Consider the following 19,511-nt stretch of genomic DNA (forward strand, 5'->3'; position numbering starts at 1 on the left):
CTGCGTTATAAACACTGATCAGAAATTAAAGGTAAAATAATGAGTGACTTTTTAGACAAGCTGAAAAAAAGTGCCGAAGGCAGCTATTCAACAGTTCGTAACAATGCTATTAATTTAAAAGACATTGCCGGTGACTATGGAAAAATCGCTAAATTAAAGTTTGAGCTGCACCAGTTAAAATCTGCCCGTGAAAAAAAAATGGCTTTGCTTGGAGAAACAGTTTTTCCTTATTTGCTTGAAAACAATACAAAAGCTTTAAAAACCCACGATACATTGCAAATGCTGCTTGATGAAATTAAAAATACGGACAATCAGATTGAACTTGTTCAACATGCTATTTCTGATATTTCAAAAAGGGAAAAAGCACCCAAACCACAAGATCATAAAAAAATGCATGCCGAAATTGAGTTGCTGGAACAACAAATTGAAACTCAACTAGAAGAGCTTCATGCAGTAAAAAAAGCCTTAGAAAAATAAAATATCCAACCATTATCATTCGAAGTAGTTGAGTAAAGCGGTTTTTCATTTAAACTACATTACTTAACACCTTGATTTTAAATATCCTTATGTATATTTTCCAATGATCTAACTACATGATGGAGGCTCTAATGCATCACAACCAATTTGATGCTTCTGCTTTAAATGGTGAAAGCCGATTAAAAAGAAACTTTCTTGGGTTTCTTAAAAAGAAAAAAGTTAATGTAAGGCCCGGTGCTTTAACACCCGATGAACTACGCGCAGTAGTTAAAGAAATCGGAAACAATAAAAAAGTAAATATTATTCGCGTTGAATACGACGGGACACCGGAAGACAAACCTGTTTCTGTAAAAATTGTTGACATCCGTGATGACTATTTTACTGGAAAGATTGTTAACCTTGAGCGCAGCATAAAACAAGAAATGGATGAAAAACTTGTTTTTGTAAAAGGCGGTGGCGGCACTATCGATTTTTATTTTAATGATGGCGACATTAGAAGCGTGGAGCAGGATATTGATGAAAGTATCCTTGAGCCTAAAAATCCGGTTGAACTTCTTGAAATTCTGGATGCGCTTGATTTGGACGAAGCAATTCTGCTTAGTTTTTACGACAGGGACAAAGGTGGCGTGATGAACGGTTCCGGTAAACTTGTAGCCAAAGATATTGAAAACAAGACTTTTCAGGTTGAGTTGAACCTGATCAATGATATTGAACTGGATGTACCAAAAACAATAGATCTTGATCTTGAAAAAGACACAGTTTTAGATTTAGAAGTTGTAATCTAAATAATTTATCTTTTTAAATATTCAATGCCTGGTGAAGTTTTTCGCCGGGCATTTTTTGTTTTAAGGGAAAAAATTTATTTGTCACTTTCCAAAACAAGAATAATCCAATCAATAAAAATGTTAACCAAAACAAATTATTAAATTAAAAAGATCCCGTAAGGAGAAAAAAATGCCAGGCAAGCAAGAAATAATTGATCAATTAAAAGAAGTAAATTACCCCGGTTTCAGCAGAGACATCGTTTCTTTTGGTGTAGTTAATGATGTAGTTGTTGAAGACAGCAAAATCTCAGTAATAATAAATTTAAAAAGCCAGGATCCCAAAATTGCCGATAAGGTAAAGCAGGATGTAGAGAGCCATTTAAAAAAGAAAAATGCCTCAGTAGAAGTTGAAGCAAAAGTTTCCCTTCAGCAAGCTGCCCCTGCACCGGGTGGCGCACCTCAAATGTCGCTGCTAAAAGATGTAAAACATAAAGTGGCTGTTGCAAGCGGCAAAGGTGGTGTAGGAAAATCCACAGTAGCTGTAAACCTGGCCGTAGCCCTTGCCAAACAAGGTTTAAAAGTTGGTTTGCTCGATGCAGATATTTATGGACCTAGTATTCCTCTTATGCTTGGCGTTGATGAACAACCTAAATTTGATGGTCAAAAACTTATCCCGATTGAAAAGTATGGCGTTAAGCTTATGTCACTTGGTTTTCTTGTTGATAGCAATGATCCGGTTATCTGGCGCGGTGCTTTGGTAACCAGGGCTTTGCAACAATTAATGACAGATGTTGATTGGGGTGATTTGGATATTATGCTTTTTGATATGCCTCCTGGTACGGGTGATGCCCAACTAACTCTTTCTCAAAGTGTTGCTTTGGACGGTGCAATAATTGTATCAACCCCTCAGGATGTTGCATTGGCTGATGCGGTAAAAGGCGTGCAAATGTTCCGTAAAGTAAATGTGCCTATTCTTGGTGTAATTGAAAACATGAGTTATTTTGTTTGCGCCCATTGCGGCGGTCGTCATGAAATATTTGACCATGGTGGTGTTGAGCGAGAGTGCAAGCGTATTGGCGCTGATTTACTTGGCGAAATTCCACTTGATTCTGAAATCCGTATTGGTGGAGACAAAGGCACACCGGTTGTTTCTGATGAAGCAAATAAACCACAGGCCATAGCTTTTATGGAAGTGGCAAAAAAAGTATCTGAAAAATTGAACAGTAAATAATTTTCAAACCGCCTAAAATAGCTGTCATTCTGAGCGAAGCGAAGCTAAGAGAAGAATCTTATTAACCATGGGATCCTTCTCTTCACTAAGTTTCGATCAGGATGACATCTCATTATAAATATTAACAAACTCTACACTCGATTTCTTTGATAACTTTCTTACCCTCCTGCTGTTTTTATTAAAAAATGTCAACTCCTCAACCGATAGAATTTTTAGTGTTCATTTAACTATCGGTCCCTATTTCATGAAATTTTCCTTGTTAATAGTTTTAGTTTTTCTGCTTAACTCATGCAATGTAACCTCTTTATTTATCAAAAGTGATAGCAAAAAAGATGATCCTCAAAATGATTTAAGGATGACACATCCACAAATCGAAGGTATGGCTTATATTCCCGGCGGATGGTTTAATATGGGATCAAAGAAAAGAAAAAATGAAAAACCGGTACGCAGAGTTTACATTGAAGGTTTATACATGGACAAAACAGAAGTTACCGTTGCCCAATACCGAAAATTTGCAAAAGCTACAAAGCGTAAAGTCCCAAAACAACCAGATTGGAATTTGGATGACCACCCTGTTGTAAATGTTGCCTGGAAAGATGCCATGGCCTATGCAAAGTGGGTTGGCAAGCGTTTACCGACCGAAGCCGAGTGGGAATATGTTGCCCGTGGTGGAAGCGCCAATTACCAATTTGTTTACCAAAACAGCCAGCAGTATGGCAAGAATTATGAAAATATTGCTGATGAATCCATGCGCCGCTATAAATATCATTTTCCGGTTGTAAGTGGTTATGATGATGGTTATGTCTTTACTTCCCCTGTTGGATTGTTTGCCCCCAACAAATTTGGAATCCATGATTTAAATGGCAATGTACTAGAATGGTGTGCTGACTGGTACTCCGATAAGAACCCTAAAGTTGAACAGAAAAATCCGGTTGGCCCAGCAAAAGGCAATTATAAAGTTATCCGTGGTGCTTCCTGGAACCGCAGCGGCAAATATATGAGTGCCTCATACCGTACATTTTATAATGTAAGCGTGCGTTTCGATTTTCTTGGCTTCCGTTGCGCCAAAGATGCTGAAATGCCTATTACTCAGAAATAATTCCTCCTCAAACAAATACCAACTAAAAAGCCCCTCAAAATTTGAGAGGCTAAATATCCGTCCACTGAGCTTGCCGAAGTGGAACAATACATGATCATTTGATCAAAACCATTTTCTTTTGAGATATAAAATCTCCACTAACAATACGATAGATATACATTCCTGTTGCTAGGTTCGTTGCATCAAATGAAACCTGATAACTCCCAGCAGTTTTATGGTCATCAACCAATGTTGTAATTTCCCGCCCTGCAATATCAAAAACTTTAATTTGCACTTTTGAGTCTTTTGGAACCTCATAAGAAATTGTGGTCACTGGATTAAAAGGATTGGGAAAGTTTTGTGAAAGCTTATATGTAAGCGGCAGGCTGATTCCATCTACCTGAAGTTGCTGATATGTTTTCTTGGCCAGCGATTCTTCGCTGTTGTGACCATTTCCCAGATAATATTCTGCCATACCTTCAACATCGGTAATGAGCCTTAGATAATAATCACCTGTCGTCAAGCCGGAACAGTCCAGTTGGTAATCGATGGCTATGTAATTATCGACATTATCTTTATTATATACAACCTGGTCGATAACGCCGGAAACTGTATTGTTTGATGCATGAACCAGTTCAACCCGAAAGCGAACTTCATCATTTTCTGAAAGTAGCGAATCGGCCAGATCTTTGTTGGATACATAATATGTATGGCTAAAAAACAATAGTGATTCAGCTGTTAAAGGCATATCGTTTGTGCGGGTAACCGAATTTAAGATTTCCCGGGTGGCCACAGAATTGGTATCAGAAAATTCTACAAACTCAATATTTTGCCCATCTAAAAGTACATCGCCAATGTTAAAAACAAATTCCAAATCGCCTTTTGTGACAACGCCCTGCCTACTGGCCGGATTGGCAGCAACAACTGCGCTTTTGCTTATCCCGCCACTTCCATAGTCTGTTTCCGTTTTTTGCAGTTTATAGGGCAGTCCGCCATTACTTTTAAAAGTCATTGATTTTATTTCATCAATATCGGCTCCATTGGAGACCTGTGCATACATTCCGGCCGGAACGTGGTAGTCCGTTGTATAACTTCCTGTTGGCGTCCTTTTTATATAGCGGCTGGAACTATTATCGTTTTGGTTAAAAACAACCACGGAATATCCGTCACCGCTGGCATTAATATTGGCAGTGCCCACATCGTCCCCGGTTTGGTAAAAGCTGCCCCAGGAGTTTTGGCCCCGTACACGCATAACTGTTTTATAGATATAACTCACCACAGATGTCTTCTCAAAAACCGGCACATCTGGTTCTTTGCCTTGCCAGGTCAGCGCCGCTTTGTACTCATCTGTCGCCACAATTGAGGGATACAGGTTATAACTGAAACCACTGCCACTGGAGACCGTTGTATAATTTTTCCAGATAACCGGATTGTTGGCCTTTGTATAATATAATTGATACTTAATGGCATCGGAATGCTGCCAGGCCATATGGATGTAGGAATAAAAATAAGGATATTTAAATGCGGAAAGCGTAAGGTTTTTGCTGCTACCGCTTGTGTTTTGTACAGAAGCATTTTGCAGGCGCCAGGCACCGGTTTCCCTATTTTGCACCGAGTATTTGTAGCCGGAGGTTGCAGATGGTTTCCAGGCCACGAAGACATCATCATCGGTAACGGCAACAACAGGTTTTGCATTTTCTCCATAAGCAGCATTATAAGTGGCAACATAAAAGTAATCAGAGCTGCCGGATTGCGTGTCATACTTTATTAAATAGATATCCGGGTCATACACACTGTTATAAACAAGCTCATAAACCAGGTAAAGGGTGTTTCCGTAATAATCCAACGAGGGGTTATGGGAATTCTCCCAGTTGGTAAACGGGAATATTTCGTCTTTGGTCCAGTTGGCGCTAAAATCTGCTGATGCGCTTTGCGCGTGATACACAACAGGATAAGTGTTTTCATTTTGAATATCATAATAATCACTTACATACACGGTATGGTAGATTCCATCATCGGTTTGTACAATTTTACGTTGGCTATTACTTGCATAAGCCGATGTGAGGTTACTGCGCAACCGCCCTTTGTAGTATGCGGTTACTGTTGCGTTGGGTTGGTAAAAAACAACGGCTGTTTCATTATTTTGCCAGTTTTGTAACGACGCGCCGGATTTGCCCCAACCATAGAAATCCCAAGTAGTGCCGTTTATAGTTTGGGCTGGGGCTTTGAGAGAATAATAGGTAGGAGATAGAGTATAGTCTTCTCCTAAAAACAAACCATCGTACCAGCTATAAGAACCAGAACCCGGAGTAAAAGGAGCTGTATAGCTTTTGAACTGGCTTAATTGCCGGCCATCTGTTTCAACAAACCAAGGATCTTTTAGCTGCACTTCGCCGACATCTATTGCCCCGGTTTCCAGTAGTTTAGTGCTTATGCTAAAGGAACCAGTATTGGTTGCTTTAAAATTAGCATTACGGTTATCAACATCAACAACTACAAAAAGATTATTATCATCCATTTTAAACTTGCTTGTATTATCATCCCACTCATGATGTTTAATTTTTTCGGTATTATAAACTGCCTTTTCAATCTCGGTTCGCCCGGTGTGTTTAATTTCCTTAATAATCAGTGTTTCATCACCGGAATCCAAAAAATCATGCTCTCCTTTTAAACTAACTTTATTACCAATATTGACACCATTATAACGGTTATATAAACGTATTTTACCAATACCCGGATGTTTAGCCACATATTTTGTGCCAAAATTAGCTAAGGCCGGTTTTTCCGTATCGCTGCCATCGGGCAGGATAAGCCCTCCATAACTTATATGGCGGTTCATTTCAGGTGTGCTTGGACTACCACCGTCCTCACTATTTGTTAAAGTGTGGTAAAAAAATCCTTTAGCACCGTTATCGATACTATACTGAATAGAATTTTCAATATACTGGGTTTGGCGTTGATGAGAAAAATGCATAATGTCATCATCAACAGTATATGGCTCCGGTAGTTCAGCAGCTGTTTTAGCCGGGTAACTGGTTTCGGTAATCCAAACATCTTTATTCTCCATCCCAAGGCCTTTAAGCATTCTTCGTACTGCCCATACGTATTCACCCACAGCAAAATCAAGTACCGGGTAGGCAAAAAGTTGGTTGGGATAAAAATTCGCACCAATAATATCGCAATCTGCCCCCCAACGCTCAAGACGATCTGCAAAATCAAACATATGAAAATCATGTATTATTTTTGAACGTGGATCTTCTGTTTGTACTGAAGCCACGAGTGTATTCCATACATCATCCTGAAACCCACCAGGTTGGTCATCACGCCACAGGTTGCCTTTGCGCCACCATTTAAATGCTTCTGTAAAGCGGGCAGCATTCAATTCATTTTCAATTTGCCAAACACCTATACGATTGGCATACTTACGGATTATTGCCCGTGAACTAAGTTCCAAATTATAGAGATAATCACTGGCAGATACAGCGATGTAATGATTACCTTCAGAATCAAAAGAACCACTATTGTCGGGTGATATACTTGCACTTGGTAAAGTGGGTGTTCCCGGCGGACGGGTATCGTGCCCAACTCCAACAGCCATATGTACAATAATATCCTTTTCATATGCTTTATCGAGGATATAGTCCAGTATATGCCATTCAGCAGCACCATTATTTATAATGGCATCGATATCAGCATCAGTTATATTCGCCGGATTTTGTCCAAGTACAACTTCCGATGAGCTTTGTATAGCATCCCAGCGGGCTTCAACCCTACATCCAGTAAGTCCTCGTTGCTGCATTTTATTAAAAGCTGCGTCAATTCTTTGATAAGGAGTCCATGTTGTATGCCAGTTAAAGGCGCTATCTTGTAAATGATAGCGTAAAAAAGCAATACCACCAATATCCAATTTGCCACCTGCAGGAACCGTATTTGGTGTTATATTTTTGTATTGCCCAACGTCACCTTCATGAAAATTTACTTCTACAATAAGTCCACCATCAACTGCTAATATCCCATTTAAAGGAAAACTTTGTTCTAATGCATCAATCTCTGCTTGATCAATTGAAACATCACTCAAGTCAGCAAACTTTAGTAATTCTTTATCTTCTTGAATTAATGCTGGTGAAATACCATCTTCAATTATATCCTCCAAGTCTAATAAGTTGACGGCAAAGTCGACACCCGCACAATATGCAACTTGGAAAATATTTAAGGAGTTTTTTTCATATGTATTAAAAGTGACATCATCGGCAATAGGATCTTCTGGTGTAAAAGAAACATAGATACCGAGTTCATTTGAGTAAATGTTCAGTAAATATTCGATTGTAAGATCAAACTCAATCCTTGTAACACACTCACCATTGAAAATTGATCTCGTTTTAATATTATTTAGAAAGACTTTAAGTTTCGCTTTACCTAAAATATCATCAAAACTGTATGATAGTGTTAAATCAGGCATATTTGTTACTGAATTGTTTTTTAAACGGTGATCAGCATCCCCGAGACCTGTTACAATATCAGCTTTTATTGTTTCTTTATTTTCTTCATAATACTCATTTAGTTTTTTTGTAAAAATATCTTCTACTTGATAAGAATGTCCATTTAGTTTAATTATCATCAAATCTTGAGCAATAAGCTGAGCAAACAATAATATGCTAAAGCATATTATTTGTATTATCGATTTCATTGTTTTTTTCTCCTATTGTCTTTTACCTGTTAAAATAAGGGCATCATCGCTGCCCGGGTTAAAACCAACTATAAACACACTGTTTCCGACCTGTTGAACACTATTATAAAAACCTTCAATATACCTGTCCGGGAAATAGCTTTTAAAAGTACTGCCATTGTAATGAAGAACAAGATCTCTAAAACCAACTGCAAAAAAGTCATTATATTCATTACCATGGAAAGCTTGAATTGAGCCTTGGTCTTCAGTATGTGGACTCAAATAACTTAAAAAATTCATTCTGTTATGCCGTACAATTTTAGAACTGTCAGTACCTGCCAATGCAAAATAAATACTATCCTTTAAAGCCCATACTGCCGTTGGAACAGTATGATCCCAATCAGGCTGGTAAATATTATTATCCTTATCAAACAAAGTCTCCCATTCAGTTCCATTACATTTAAGAATAATACCATGACGATCTGTTGATAAATCATATGCGCCAGCCCATACTTCAACTTGCCCAGTTTCTTCATCTACCCTACCCCAAATATCCTGGAAATCCATGGTTGTGCCACTGTTCATCTTTGTCCAGCTGGAGCCATTGTATTTTAGAATAAGGCCTTTTGTACCAACCGCGTATATTTCATTTTCCGATGCGGCCCACAGGTGTTCAACACTTTCGTAATTCTCCAGGTTAGGCCTATGGATTAGTGATGCTATATTTCCATCAAAATGGAAGATACTGCCCCCCCCAAGCCAAATATTATCATCAGAAAAATACCAAATAGCCCTTAATGGATTCATTACAGTTATGAACCCATCTGAGTTGTATTTAAATTGCTTTAAATTCCATTTTAAACCATCCCAATGGGCTGCATTATAAAGTACATTTAGACCAAAGCCGTCTGTACTATCTACATATATTGTCCCAATAGTCCAAACATTATCTTCAGAAATGGCAAACACATCTCTAAATGTGTTCTGCCCGTTTACCGCTTTAAAGGTATCTATCTGCCAGACGAAGTTATGGCTTGTAGTATCAGGTCCGTTTTTAGGTGGTGGGCCTGTGCTTTCGGAGCAGGTGATAATTATTAAAAAAAATACAAATACTAAAAAGTATATTCTCATGGTTTCTCCATGTTGCTCATATTTGTGAGTTTTGTTCTCCTTTTGAGAGAATTGTTTTCCCGTTCATACATCCCTATATTCGCAGACGGGAATAGTGTTGCAAAAGTGTTCCTGTTCAGCCCGGTTTTATGTCATCAGCATAAGCCGGGTTTTTATTTTTTCATAAATTATCTCCTCAATAGTTTATTCTCTTGTTAAATATTTTTTCAGCTCATTTTATTCAATATTTGCACTAACATATTCAGTTTTTTCTAAGAAAGGTAGTTCTGATTATAAAATCGAAAAGAAAGAAAAAGGAGTAAAAAAGTATAATTCTTAAAATGTGGGTTTACAGAGACTGCATCTGTGTAAAAATGAGTGGGCAACTTAAACTCCATTCTTCAAAGTATTAACATTTAACCTTCCCTGGCCAAAATCAAATTCCTAAGAATGTCACTGAGTTCCCCCTCAAAAACTCGCAGGTCTAACAATAATTGTTAGATGCTAATAATATACAAAATAAAAATAGGTTATCAAGACTAAGTAATCTTTTTTCCTTACTATTTTTGAGATGTGATTTTATTATAATAAAAAATTAATTATTTTCCCTCAGTGTTCTCAGCGAACTCTGTGTTAAAATACCAGCTCTCAGAAAACAAAAAGGAAAATATGAAACGCATTCTAATTCTAATTTCAATTCTGCTAAGCACCCATCTCCTTGCACAAAATGATTGGAGCTTCTTAAACACTTCGCGGATTGGTGCAATCCAATTTATTAAAGACCATCCCAAAGCAGATGGCGCAGGTACAATCATTTTTATTATGGATAGCGGCATGGATGTTGGTGTTGCCGGATTAACACATTTACCAAATGGCAACCCCAAAATAATCGATGTGCAGGATTTTAGTAGTGAAGGCGATGTTTACCTGGAACCGGCAGAAATGGGAATCGAAAATGATGAACATTTCCTGGCGACTTTGAGTGGTTATAAATTATTTGGTTATAACCTGTTAAAAGATCAGCCAATCGATTCTGCTTATTTGATTGGTGTGTTAGATGAGCGTGATTTCAAGAATTCAAAAGTAAATGATATTAACGCCAATGGAAAAACCGATGACCGCTTTGGCATCATTCTTTTCCAAAAGAGCGAGGACGATTGGATCGCCTATATTGACCTTGATGCGGATGGCAATATTTCCGATGAAAAACCACAGAAAGATTATTCTGAGAATCAACACATTTTAAAGTTTCGCGGCTTTGATAAAAAGTACGAAGCACTCCCTTTAAATATGGCCTTAAAAATTTATCCCTATGAAGAACGAGTTAATTTCCATTTTGATGGCTCGGGTCATGGAACGCACGTGGCCGGGATTGCTGCCGGCTATAAAATCAATAATATGGAATCGTTGAATGGTATCGCGCCCGGTGCTCAAATAATAAGTTTAAAGATCGGTGATACAAGATTCAGCGGAGCAGGAACTATTACTGGCAGCATGCGTGAAGCCTATGATTTTGTGTCCGATTTCGCTCAGAAATATAATGGCCTTGTTATTGTAAATATGAGCTATGGCATAGGTTCAGTAAGTGCAGGCAGGTCTGATATGGAAGAATATCTCGATGACCTGTTGAGCGAAAACAGAAATATTTTAATTTGTTTAAGCGCAGGAAATAACGGTCCCGGGGTTTCTTCTGTTGGCTTGCCTGCCTCTGCCGGCTCAGCGATAACTGTTGGCGCGCTTAACACTGTGGATAATGCCCGCGATGTTTATGGCGGCAATATTGATTCTGATAAAATATTTATTTTTAGTGCCCGTGGCGGCGAAGTTGGTAAACCGAATGTGATTGCGCCCGGAGCAGCGTCCTCAACAATCCCACCGTTTTCATCCAGGGAAAATAAATGGGGAACAAGTATGGCCTCGCCGCAAGTAGCCGGAGCCGCAGCTTTATTACTATCCGCTGCAAAAAAAGAAAACCCTGCCAAAAAAATTGATGCATACTTCTTAAAAAAAGCGTTATTAAATTCAGCCATCCCATTAAAAGAATATTTACCTGTTGAACAAGGCAATGGTGTTGTAAACATTCCTGCGGCATATGAACTGTTAAAAAAACTGGGCGATAAAAAAGAAAACATCAGCGGGTATGAAATAAGTACTATAAGCCCCATTTTTCAAACTGGAAATGGGCCGGCTGTTTATTGGCGCCAAGGTACATATTTGCCAACAAAGGATGATAAACAAACCATTTATATAAACCCTGTTTTTAACACCAACTTATCAGAAGAAGAAAAAAACAATTTTTATCGGGCGTTCAAACTTTCTACTGATGCCAATTGGCTAAACATTGTTCAAAATAACGTCTATATCAAAGGATCATCGCCAGCCAAAATTCAAATCTATTTTGATGAAAAAAAGCTGCGGAAACCGGGTATCTATTCAGCATTTATTACCGGCCACGAAAAGGGTGGATTATTTAGCTCTTCATCTGCTGAGAATAGAGAGTTTAGGATTATGAGCTCGGTCATTATTCCAAACAGGATTGATACCAATACCAAAACATCGTTTTATAAAAGTAAAATTAAACTTAAACCAGGAGAAATTTCCAGGCAGTTTATATTAATCCCTGCGCAGAGCAGCGCCATGGCCTTAAGGGTTAAAGAGAATAGCCAGAACTATGCTAAGTTAAGAGTTTATGCTTTTAATCAGGATGGTCATAAAATCGGGAATACATTGTTTTGGGATTCAAAAAAATCAGGAGGCATTGTTCATCGGATCAGCACTGAAGATTTAAGCCCCGGGATTTGGGAATTTGTTTTTTATGCCCCCTTCACAAATCCCAAAGAATCTATTTTTGATTTTGAGATCGGTTTTTCCGGAATTGATATTTTACAGAAAAAGATAACCCGGCTTTCGATAAAAAACGGGGAGAATCCATCTGGTGTGTTTAAAGCAACCAATCGTTTTTCAAAAAACCTGAAAACAAAAATTTCCGGCCGTATACAGGGTGTACAGCAAAAGATTAATCTGGAAGAAGAATATGACAGCTATCGTCATTCATTTAATGTTGGGGATTTATTTAAATCTGTTGAGTTTGAAATAGAGATGCCAAAAAGTACGTTTAATAAACTAACAGATTTTACAATCAACATTAAAAACAGTAGTGGCAAAGTTTTAAAAACCAGTGGAATAAAAACAAAAAAAATAAAAATAACTTTTGTACCACCATCTTCGGATAGCTATTTATTGGAACTTATTCCCGGTTTTGCTTTTGAAGGACAGACCTGGGATGCTCATATAAAAAAATCATTTTATTATTTCAGACAACCGTCTGTACATGTTCAGAATATTAATTTCTACCCATACACAGAAAAGAAAGTTTATTTTTCTTTAAATGAACAAATTGATGTAGCGCCCAACGGATTCTATCTTTTTGGAAAAATCTGGATAGACAGTCTCGATAAAAATAAAATGAGAACAACAATCCCGATAGAAATTGAGTCCAGTTTTTATTAATTTAAATGTGGTTGTTATGGTTCGGCAAACTCATCATGACAAAATTAGCTGGTACTAGCACACTTTTTGAAAAAGGATTTTGGTGGAAATAATTTGGCTCAGCGCACTTATTGCCCTTTTTAGTCTGGATCAGAAGCACGCGTTTCAATTGGCGCTTTCACAACCCCTTATATTATGTTCTATATTGGGATTTATTACCGGAGAATTTGAAACAGCCATTTATTTTGGATTGTTTGTTCAACTCATCTGGTTGGGCAATCTTCCTGTTGGAGCTTCAACTACTCCTGAAGGAAATCTGGCATCGGCTGTAGGTTGTTTACTATATATTCAGTTTAATGAAAACTATGCGCAATTTGGTCAGCTTCTTTTACTTTTAGCTTTTCTTTATACGATAATTATCAGTTTTATTGGAGGCCAGGTTGATGTTAAGACCCGGACTTTTAATATTCGTTTATTTGATTTTACAGTAGATAATATCCAAGATGACAAAAAAGCTAATATTGGAAAAATTATCCTGCTTTCCCTATTTATTCAGTACCTGGTCAGTTTTATATTTATTGCCCTTTCAAACTTTTTAGGGATATTTCTACTAAACCAACTATTACCTTTCTTTTCTATTGATTTAGTTCCTTTTTGGCAATATATCGATCTTGCAATAATTGGTATCGGGATTGGAATGGTAATGAGTGTTTATAAAGGCAGGCGTTTGAAAAAGATTATCCTGGCAATTAGTATTTTCAGTTTGATTATTTTTAAGATAATATAAAATGAGGCGATACATAACATATCTAAAGATATTTTTTCGATCTTTTTTTGTTCAAAGTGGCTGGAATTACAAAAGTCTCTTATCAATTGGATTTTGTTTTGCCATGCTACCTTTAGCAAAAAAATTATACGGGAATGATGTAAAAAAATACAACCAGTTTGTAAAAAGACATCTCGGGTTTTTTAATGCGCATCCTTATTTTACATCTTATGCCTTAGGCGCTGTGGCCCGACTTGAAGAAAAAATTGCTCAAAACACCGGTGATGAAGTACAGCTTGAAAAATTTAAGAATGCTTTGATCGGTCCATTGGGAGCCCTTGGAGATCAATTGTTTTGGGCTACAGTAAAGCCGGCAACTTTTACCTTAGGTGTTTTAGGGTTTTTGTTGGTTGAAAATTTTTATATTCGATTGACATTCCTTCTGCTTTTAGGTATTCTTTACAATATGCCGCATCTTTATATTAGAATTTCAGGAATGATGCAGGGCTACAAAGAGGGATTTTTAATCTGTAAATATCTTAAAATTGATAATTTTAAATTTATTAAAACCACATATTCTGTTCTTGGAATCACAGCAATTGGATTGGTGGCCGGGTATATAGGGGCAAGCCGGCTTGGATTTGATCCGTTTGCAATATTTGTATTTATAAGCAGCATTATTATTTCAATTTTTTACAAATCAAAAAAGGCAAAAACCTATGTCTCAATGCTGGTCCCCCTGCTTGTTGCATTAATTATCGGGATAATAAAAAGTAAAATATGATAGAAGAAACATTAAAAATAACAAATAAACACGGATTGCATGCGCGACCTGCAGCTCATTTAGTTAAAATTGCCGGGAAGTTTTCATCAGACGTGAAAATATTCAAAGATGGGCTTGAAGTGAATGCAAAAAGCATTATGGGTGTAATGATGCTTGCTGCTGAACCAGGTAGTGAAGTTTTACTGCATATTGATGGGGATGATGAACAAGATGCTTTTGTAGAAATAAAAGATTTATTTGATAAAAAATTCCATGAAGAATAAAGAGAGCACAAAACAAATAATTATTCGGGGCCTTGCTACTGCCCCCGGAATTGCCGTTGGTCCTGCCTATATTTTTAAACCATTTGCAATAAACATGGCCGAGTTGGATACTGTTGCGGCTTCTGCCAAAGCTGAGTGTGAACATTTTAAAGAAGCCAGGTCTAAAGTATTAGATCAGCTTAACTTTGCCTCAAAACAAAGCTTCGAGTCTTATGGCGATGAATTCTCAGAAATATTTAACAGCCAAATAGCATTTTTAAATGACACATTATTGCTGGAAGAAATACGTACCAAGATTTATGAATCAAATCAATCTGCAGCATATGCTGTAACCACAGTACTTTCTCAAAAAAGCAACCATTTTATCAATCTGGAAAACAGGTATTTCCGAGAGCGTGCTTTTGATATTATTGACCTAAAACAAAAACTTATCCTTGCTCTTTTTGGAATTAAAATTGACTACCAACTCACAACACCTTCAATAATAATATCAGAAAACCTTTCCCCGACAGACACGGTAAATTTTAACCGAAACCTAATTTTAGGATTTCTAACCGATCAGGGAGGGCAAACATCTCACTCTGCCATTCTTGCCCGTGGACTAAAAATCCCATCTGTAGTAAATGGAAAAAATCTATCTAAAGTTATCCGCAATGGCGATGAAATTATTCTTGATGGTTTTAAAGGAACAATTATCATTAACCCGGAAAGCGAAACACGTGGTAAATATCTGGAGCTAAAGGAAAAACATAATCAACAGCAAGCCATTCTCGTTGCAGATAATACAAAAAAGGCAATAACTAAAGACAATGTTGAAATTAGTTTATTAGCTAATATTGAATTGCCTCATGAAGTAACCGAAGTTTCTGAGTTTAATGCGCAAGGCGTAGGGCTTTATAGGACAGAAGCTTTGTTTATGGAAAACAACAGCACCCCATCTGAAGATGAACAGTTTAAAGCTTATAAAAAAATTGTAAAAAGCCTGGGAAGTGATCTTTTTGTAATCCGTACAATTGACCTTGGTGGTGATAAACTAATCGAGGGGTTGACAACCAAATCAGAACTTAATCCTTTTTTAGGTTGGCGTGCCATTCGCTTCTGTCTTGACAATCCGCAGATATTTAAACCACAATTAAGGGCAATATTAAGAGCTTCTGCTTATGGAAACATTCGAATTCTGTTGCCAATGGTCAGTTCAATTAGTGAAATTTTACAAGTAAAAGAATTAATCAATGAAGCACGCCATGAACTGCAAACGTCCGGTTATAAAATCTCACCCAATGTAGATTTGGGAGTAATGATCGAAACACCTTCAGCAGCTATTATGGCATCAACAGTTGGTAAGTATGTTGATTTTCTTAGTATTGGCAGCAATGATCTTACCCAATATACTTTGGCGGTTGACAGAACCAATTCCAAAGTAGCCCATAGTTACAGTTCATTTGATCCAGCCGTAATACGATTAATGCAAATGGCAACAATAGCGGGTATCGAAAATAATATCCCGGTTTCAATTTGTGGAGAGTTTGCCAGTGTTCCATCCGCAGTGCCTGTTTTACTGGGTATGGGTTTACGCAGCCTTAGTGTTACACCTCATTTTATTCCACGAATAAAAAAAATTATTCGCTCGGTTCATATTAATTCTTGTATTAAATTATACGATAAAATTCAAACATTACACCTTGCATCAGAAATTGAAGAGGTTTGTAATGATTTCATCCAGACAAACGTTCCGGAATTATCTTTTTCAAAGGAGGATATTTAAAAATGTTTTCGCATGATAAATCGGGATTTAAAGATTTACTTTTAGATTTTAATAAACAGATTGACCAAGCTGAAAAGATTGCAAAATCAGCTCAAATAAACATTAAGAGTTCTGAGATTCATAATATTTTGTATTTTGGAATGGGTGGCTCTGCAATTTCGGGTGACTTGTTAAATGATATATTAATTAAAGATTTGAATGTCCCGCTTAAAGTCGTCCGTGGATATATTTCTCCAAAATTTTGCTCTAAAAATACACTTGTTATTGTTTCAAGTTATTCCGGAAATACTGAAGAAACAGTAAGCGCAGCAAAAATGGCCTCAGATAGCGGTGCTCAATTTTTAGCCGTTACATCAGGTGGAATTATTGCTGATTTGGCCAAGCAAAACAATTGGAATATTTTAAACTTACCCACCGGGTATCCGCCAAGACAAGCATTAGGTTTCACATTTTTCTCACTTTATCATGTTTTGGGCCAGACTGGCTTAGCTGAGAATTATGAACCTGATTTAAATAATTTAAAAAGGTTTGTACGTGATGAAATTATCAAACATGATACACTAAAACATGATGGTCATGTACTCGCACAAGAACTGGCCAAAACCATTCATCACAAAATTCCTGTAATCTATTCTTCATCCCCATTTTTGAAAACAGTTTCTAAACGTTGGCAAAATCAACTCCACGAAAACTCTAAATCGTTGGCTTTCAGTAATGTAATCCCTGAAATGAATCATAACGAAATTGTTGGTTGGGAAATGGAAAGTGATCTGAAAAAATCGGTTATTGCAGTATTTCTGGAAAATGAAACAGTTCACCCAAGAATAAAAGAACGAATAGAGCTTTCCAAAACAATCATTAAAGAAAGCGGCGCGGAAGTTGTTGATGTCTATGCAAGTGGTGACAGCATTTTAGAAAAAGCATTTTCACTAATCGTTTTAGGTGATTGGGTTAGCTATTACCTTGCTATGTTTAATAAAAAAGATCCACACACAATTAAGAATATTGACTATTTAAAAAATGAGCTCGCTAAAACCTTGTAGATATTTAGAATGAGCCAAAACAATTAGATTTGATTATTTTGAATTATTTTTAGTGAATGTAAAATTGGTATGTAAAACCATTTTTACTATATTCAGCGCTTTTGCTGAAATTGAATAGGAGTTTTTTTACATGTCTGAATTTTTATTTTCTTCAGAATCTGTCACTGAAGGGCATCCCGATAAAGTTGCCGACCAGATATCAGATGCGGTTTTAGATGAAGTATTATCAAAAGATCCGTTTGCCCGTGTAGCTTGTGAAACATTTGTTACTACAGGACTTGCATTGGTTGGCGGGGAAATAACTACCGAATGCTATGTTGACATTCCATCTTTGGTTCGGAGTGTTATAAAAGATATTGGTTATACAAATGCAAAGTATGGTTTTGATTACGAAACTTGTGCGGTTATGACAACAATTGATCAACAATCTCCGGACATTGCCATGGGTGTTGATAAAGCCGGTGCAGGTGATCAGGGAATGATGTTTGGATATGCTGCCACAGAAACCAAAGAATTGATGCCACTGCCAATTGCATTAGCACATAAATTAACTGCGCGCCTTGCTGAAGTCAGAAAAAGTAAAACACTTGATTTTTTGAGACCTGATGGAAAATCACAAGTTGCTGTTCGGTATAAAGATGGCAAACCTGTGGGAGTTGAGAAAGTAGTCATTTCTACCCAGCATGATGAAGATGTAAGCAGCGATGATTTACGCGAAGCCATTATTGAAGAAGTTGTAAAAAAAGTTATCCCACAAGATATGCAAAATGGCAACATCGATTACTTTATAAATCCTACCGGACGTTTTGTAATTGGAGGCCCGCAAGGTGATGCAGGTTTAACAGGCCGCAAAATTATTGTAGATACTTATGGTGGAATGTATAGCCACGGTGGTGGTGCTTTTAGCGGAAAAGATGCTACAAAGGTCGATCGCTCTGCAGCTTACTTTGCCCGGTATGTGGCAAAAAATATTGTTGCAGCAGGTCTTGCAGAAAAATGTGGTCTGCAGGTTGCTTATGCAATTGGCGTTGCAGAACCTGTTTCTCTTATGATCGAAACTTTTGGGACCGGCAAACTTCCAGAAGAAGAACTTGCCAAAAAGGTTTTAAAAATATTTGATTTTACACCTGCGGGAATAATTGAATCATTACAACTGCGCCGTCCTATTTTTAAGCAAACAGCTGCTTATGGTCACTTTGGTCGGGATAATGATGCATTTACCTGGGAAAAAACTGATAAAGTTGATGAATTAAAAAAATAGTGATTTAAGCCGGAATATTAATTCCGGCTTTTTTTTACTGTGAACAGTTCTATTTTCGTTTATACATTATTTGCCAGTTTACCTGCCAGGTTTCCCCACCGTCTTTAGATCCTTCCCAGTTCCAATCAAATTTTTCTTTAGTAATATTATACCAAACCATACGCTGCATAATGGTTTTACCTTTTACTTCCACCGACCGGCTTAGAACCATTTTATCTCCTTCCCATTGTCCTGAAAAATCAAGATAAGCGCCTGAATTATCCACCCAGGTTTGATGCCATTTTTTTGTTCGTGCATTATAAACTGATACACTTTTTCCAATCAACGGAGAAGCAGGTGTTGAATCAAATTGTTCATAAACGACACAACCACCAAGTATTTTGCTTATATTATTTGTGCCGGATGCCATACCGGAAGATTGAGTTGTATCCTTCCAGGATGCGTTCCACTCACCTACCCAAAAATCAAACTGACTGGCTTCCGGTGCCGAGCACGGTTTTTTATTTTGAGCCATCGATGTGTTTAATAAAAGAAATGTAATATTTAAAAACATAAGTATAATTTTCATTTGCAAACTCCTGATGTTTAATGTGGATGACCTATTTATAGTTAGTATCAAATGATACCTTAATGAATTTTGTGTATTTTAAACCAAAATCTAAGGAGGTATCATTATGGATCAAAACCTTACCAAAAGGCTTCATTCCAAGTCTGTTAAAAACGCTATTGTTAATAATATTTCTCATGATTTCAACCTTACACCGATACTGGCTGAAGCTTACTTTAACCAGATTAAAAACTATTTCTTAGAACA

At 37.2% G+C, this 19,511-nt stretch carries 15 protein-coding genes; 12 read left to right on the forward strand and 3 right to left on the reverse strand.

Features of this window, described 5'->3' with window-relative positions:
* Positions 1 to 39 precede the first annotated feature (39 nt).
* The 4 genes from HND50_13465 (at position 40) to HND50_13480 (ending at position 3,571) form a co-directional block, all read left to right on the forward strand.
* Positions 40 to 477, forward strand: coding sequence for a hypothetical protein (locus tag HND50_13465; protein NOG46243.1), 438 nt, complete (start codon positions 40 to 42; stop codon positions 475 to 477).
* A gap of 131 nt (positions 478 to 608) precedes the next feature.
* Complete coding sequence (locus tag HND50_13470) at positions 609 to 1,262, forward strand: hypothetical protein (GenBank protein ID NOG46244.1); 654 nt, start codon at positions 609 to 611, stop codon at positions 1,260 to 1,262.
* Positions 1,263 to 1,431: 169 nt separating this feature from the next.
* Positions 1,432 to 2,472 (forward strand): Mrp/NBP35 family ATP-binding protein, encoded by a 1,041-nt coding sequence (locus HND50_13475; GenBank protein NOG46245.1) that lies wholly within the window; start codon positions 1,432 to 1,434, stop codon positions 2,470 to 2,472.
* Positions 2,473 to 2,728: 256 nt separating this feature from the next.
* Positions 2,729 to 3,571, forward strand: coding sequence for a formylglycine-generating enzyme family protein (locus tag HND50_13480; GenBank protein ID NOG46246.1), 843 nt, complete (start codon positions 2,729 to 2,731; stop codon positions 3,569 to 3,571).
* A gap of 94 nt (positions 3,572 to 3,665) precedes the next feature.
* On the opposite strand, the gene HND50_13485 is transcribed toward HND50_13480, so the two are convergent.
* Both HND50_13485 and HND50_13490 read right to left on the reverse strand, forming a co-directional pair.
* Positions 3,666 to 8,237, reverse strand: a complete 4,572-nt coding sequence (locus tag HND50_13485) for a T9SS type A sorting domain-containing protein (GenBank protein NOG46247.1) — start codon at positions 8,235 to 8,237, stop codon at positions 3,666 to 3,668.
* Between the two features lie 12 nt (positions 8,238 to 8,249).
* On the reverse strand, positions 8,250 to 9,347 hold the full coding sequence (locus HND50_13490; GenBank protein ID NOG46248.1) for a hypothetical protein: 1,098 nt from the start codon (positions 9,345 to 9,347) through the stop codon (positions 8,250 to 8,252).
* A gap of 648 nt (positions 9,348 to 9,995) precedes the next feature.
* On the opposite strand from HND50_13490, the gene HND50_13495 reads away from it, so the two are divergent.
* The 7 genes from HND50_13495 (at position 9,996) to HND50_13525 (ending at position 18,697) form a co-directional block, all read left to right on the forward strand.
* On the forward strand, positions 9,996 to 12,836 hold the full coding sequence (locus HND50_13495; GenBank protein ID NOG46249.1) for a S8 family serine peptidase: 2,841 nt from the start codon (positions 9,996 to 9,998) through the stop codon (positions 12,834 to 12,836).
* A gap of 82 nt (positions 12,837 to 12,918) precedes the next feature.
* Positions 12,919 to 13,602 (forward strand): hypothetical protein, encoded by a 684-nt coding sequence (locus HND50_13500; GenBank protein ID NOG46250.1) that lies wholly within the window; start codon positions 12,919 to 12,921, stop codon positions 13,600 to 13,602.
* Between the two features lies 1 nt (position 13,603).
* The gene (locus HND50_13505; GenBank protein ID NOG46251.1) at positions 13,604 to 14,365 is read left to right on the forward strand and encodes a hypothetical protein; all 762 of its coding nucleotides are present in this window, start codon (positions 13,604 to 13,606) and stop codon (positions 14,363 to 14,365) included.
* The gene (locus tag HND50_13510; GenBank protein NOG46252.1) at positions 14,362 to 14,628 is read left to right on the forward strand and encodes an HPr family phosphocarrier protein; all 267 of its coding nucleotides are present in this window, start codon (positions 14,362 to 14,364) and stop codon (positions 14,626 to 14,628) included. Before HND50_13505 ends, HND50_13510 begins: the two co-directional genes overlap by 4 nt.
* Positions 14,618 to 16,393 (forward strand): phosphoenolpyruvate--protein phosphotransferase, encoded by a 1,776-nt coding sequence (ptsP, locus tag HND50_13515; protein ID NOG46253.1) that lies wholly within the window; start codon positions 14,618 to 14,620, stop codon positions 16,391 to 16,393. Before HND50_13510 ends, ptsP begins: the two co-directional genes overlap by 11 nt.
* Before the next feature lie 2 nt (positions 16,394 to 16,395).
* Positions 16,396 to 17,436, forward strand: a complete 1,041-nt coding sequence (locus HND50_13520) for a bifunctional phosphoglucose/phosphomannose isomerase (GenBank protein ID NOG46254.1) — start codon at positions 16,396 to 16,398, stop codon at positions 17,434 to 17,436.
* 130 nt (positions 17,437 to 17,566) lie between these two features.
* The gene (locus HND50_13525) at positions 17,567 to 18,697 is read left to right on the forward strand and encodes a methionine adenosyltransferase (GenBank protein ID NOG46255.1); all 1,131 of its coding nucleotides are present in this window, start codon (positions 17,567 to 17,569) and stop codon (positions 18,695 to 18,697) included.
* A gap of 49 nt (positions 18,698 to 18,746) precedes the next feature.
* Here the strand turns inward: HND50_13525 and HND50_13530 are convergent, their stop codons facing one another.
* Entirely contained in the window at positions 18,747 to 19,265 is a 519-nt protein-coding gene (locus HND50_13530) for a hypothetical protein (protein NOG46256.1), read from the reverse strand.
* Positions 19,266 to 19,371: 106 nt separating this feature from the next.
* Here HND50_13530 and HND50_13535 point away from each other — a divergent pair.
* The coding region (locus HND50_13535) for a hypothetical protein (GenBank protein ID NOG46257.1) at positions 19,372 to 19,511 on the forward strand (140 nt) is incomplete at its 3' end.

The sequence above is a fragment of the Calditrichota bacterium genome, assembly GCA_013112635.1.
Taxonomy (GTDB): domain Bacteria; phylum Calditrichota; class Calditrichia; order Calditrichales; family J004; genus JABFGF01.

What these genes read in the sequence shown, in the direction of transcription:
- HND50_13465 (NOG46243.1), top strand. Translation starts at nt 40, where the DNA reads ATGAGTGACTTTTTAGACAAGCTGAAAAAAAGTGCCGAAGGCAGCTAT.
- HND50_13470 (NOG46244.1), top strand. Translation starts at nt 609, where the DNA reads ATGCATCACAACCAATTTGATGCTTCTGCTTTAAATGGTGAAAGCCGA.
- HND50_13475 (NOG46245.1), top strand. Translation starts at nt 1,432, where the DNA reads ATGCCAGGCAAGCAAGAAATAATTGATCAATTAAAAGAAGTAAATTAC.
- HND50_13485 (NOG46247.1), bottom strand. Translation starts at nt 8,237, where the DNA reads ATGAAATCGATAATACAAATAATATGCTTTAGCATATTATTGTTTGCT.
- HND50_13490 (NOG46248.1), bottom strand. Translation starts at nt 9,347, where the DNA reads ATGAGAATATACTTTTTAGTATTTGTATTTTTTTTAATAATTATCACC.
- HND50_13495 (NOG46249.1), top strand. Translation starts at nt 9,996, where the DNA reads ATGAAACGCATTCTAATTCTAATTTCAATTCTGCTAAGCACCCATCTC.
- HND50_13505 (NOG46251.1), top strand. Translation starts at nt 13,604, where the DNA reads ATGAGGCGATACATAACATATCTAAAGATATTTTTTCGATCTTTTTTT.
- HND50_13510 (NOG46252.1), top strand. Translation starts at nt 14,362, where the DNA reads ATGATAGAAGAAACATTAAAAATAACAAATAAACACGGATTGCATGCG.
- ptsP (NOG46253.1), top strand. Translation starts at nt 14,618, where the DNA reads ATGAAGAATAAAGAGAGCACAAAACAAATAATTATTCGGGGCCTTGCT.
- HND50_13520 (NOG46254.1), top strand. Translation starts at nt 16,396, where the DNA reads ATGTTTTCGCATGATAAATCGGGATTTAAAGATTTACTTTTAGATTTT.
- HND50_13525 (NOG46255.1), top strand. Translation starts at nt 17,567, where the DNA reads ATGTCTGAATTTTTATTTTCTTCAGAATCTGTCACTGAAGGGCATCCC.
- HND50_13530 (NOG46256.1), bottom strand. Translation starts at nt 19,265, where the DNA reads ATGAAAATTATACTTATGTTTTTAAATATTACATTTCTTTTATTAAAC.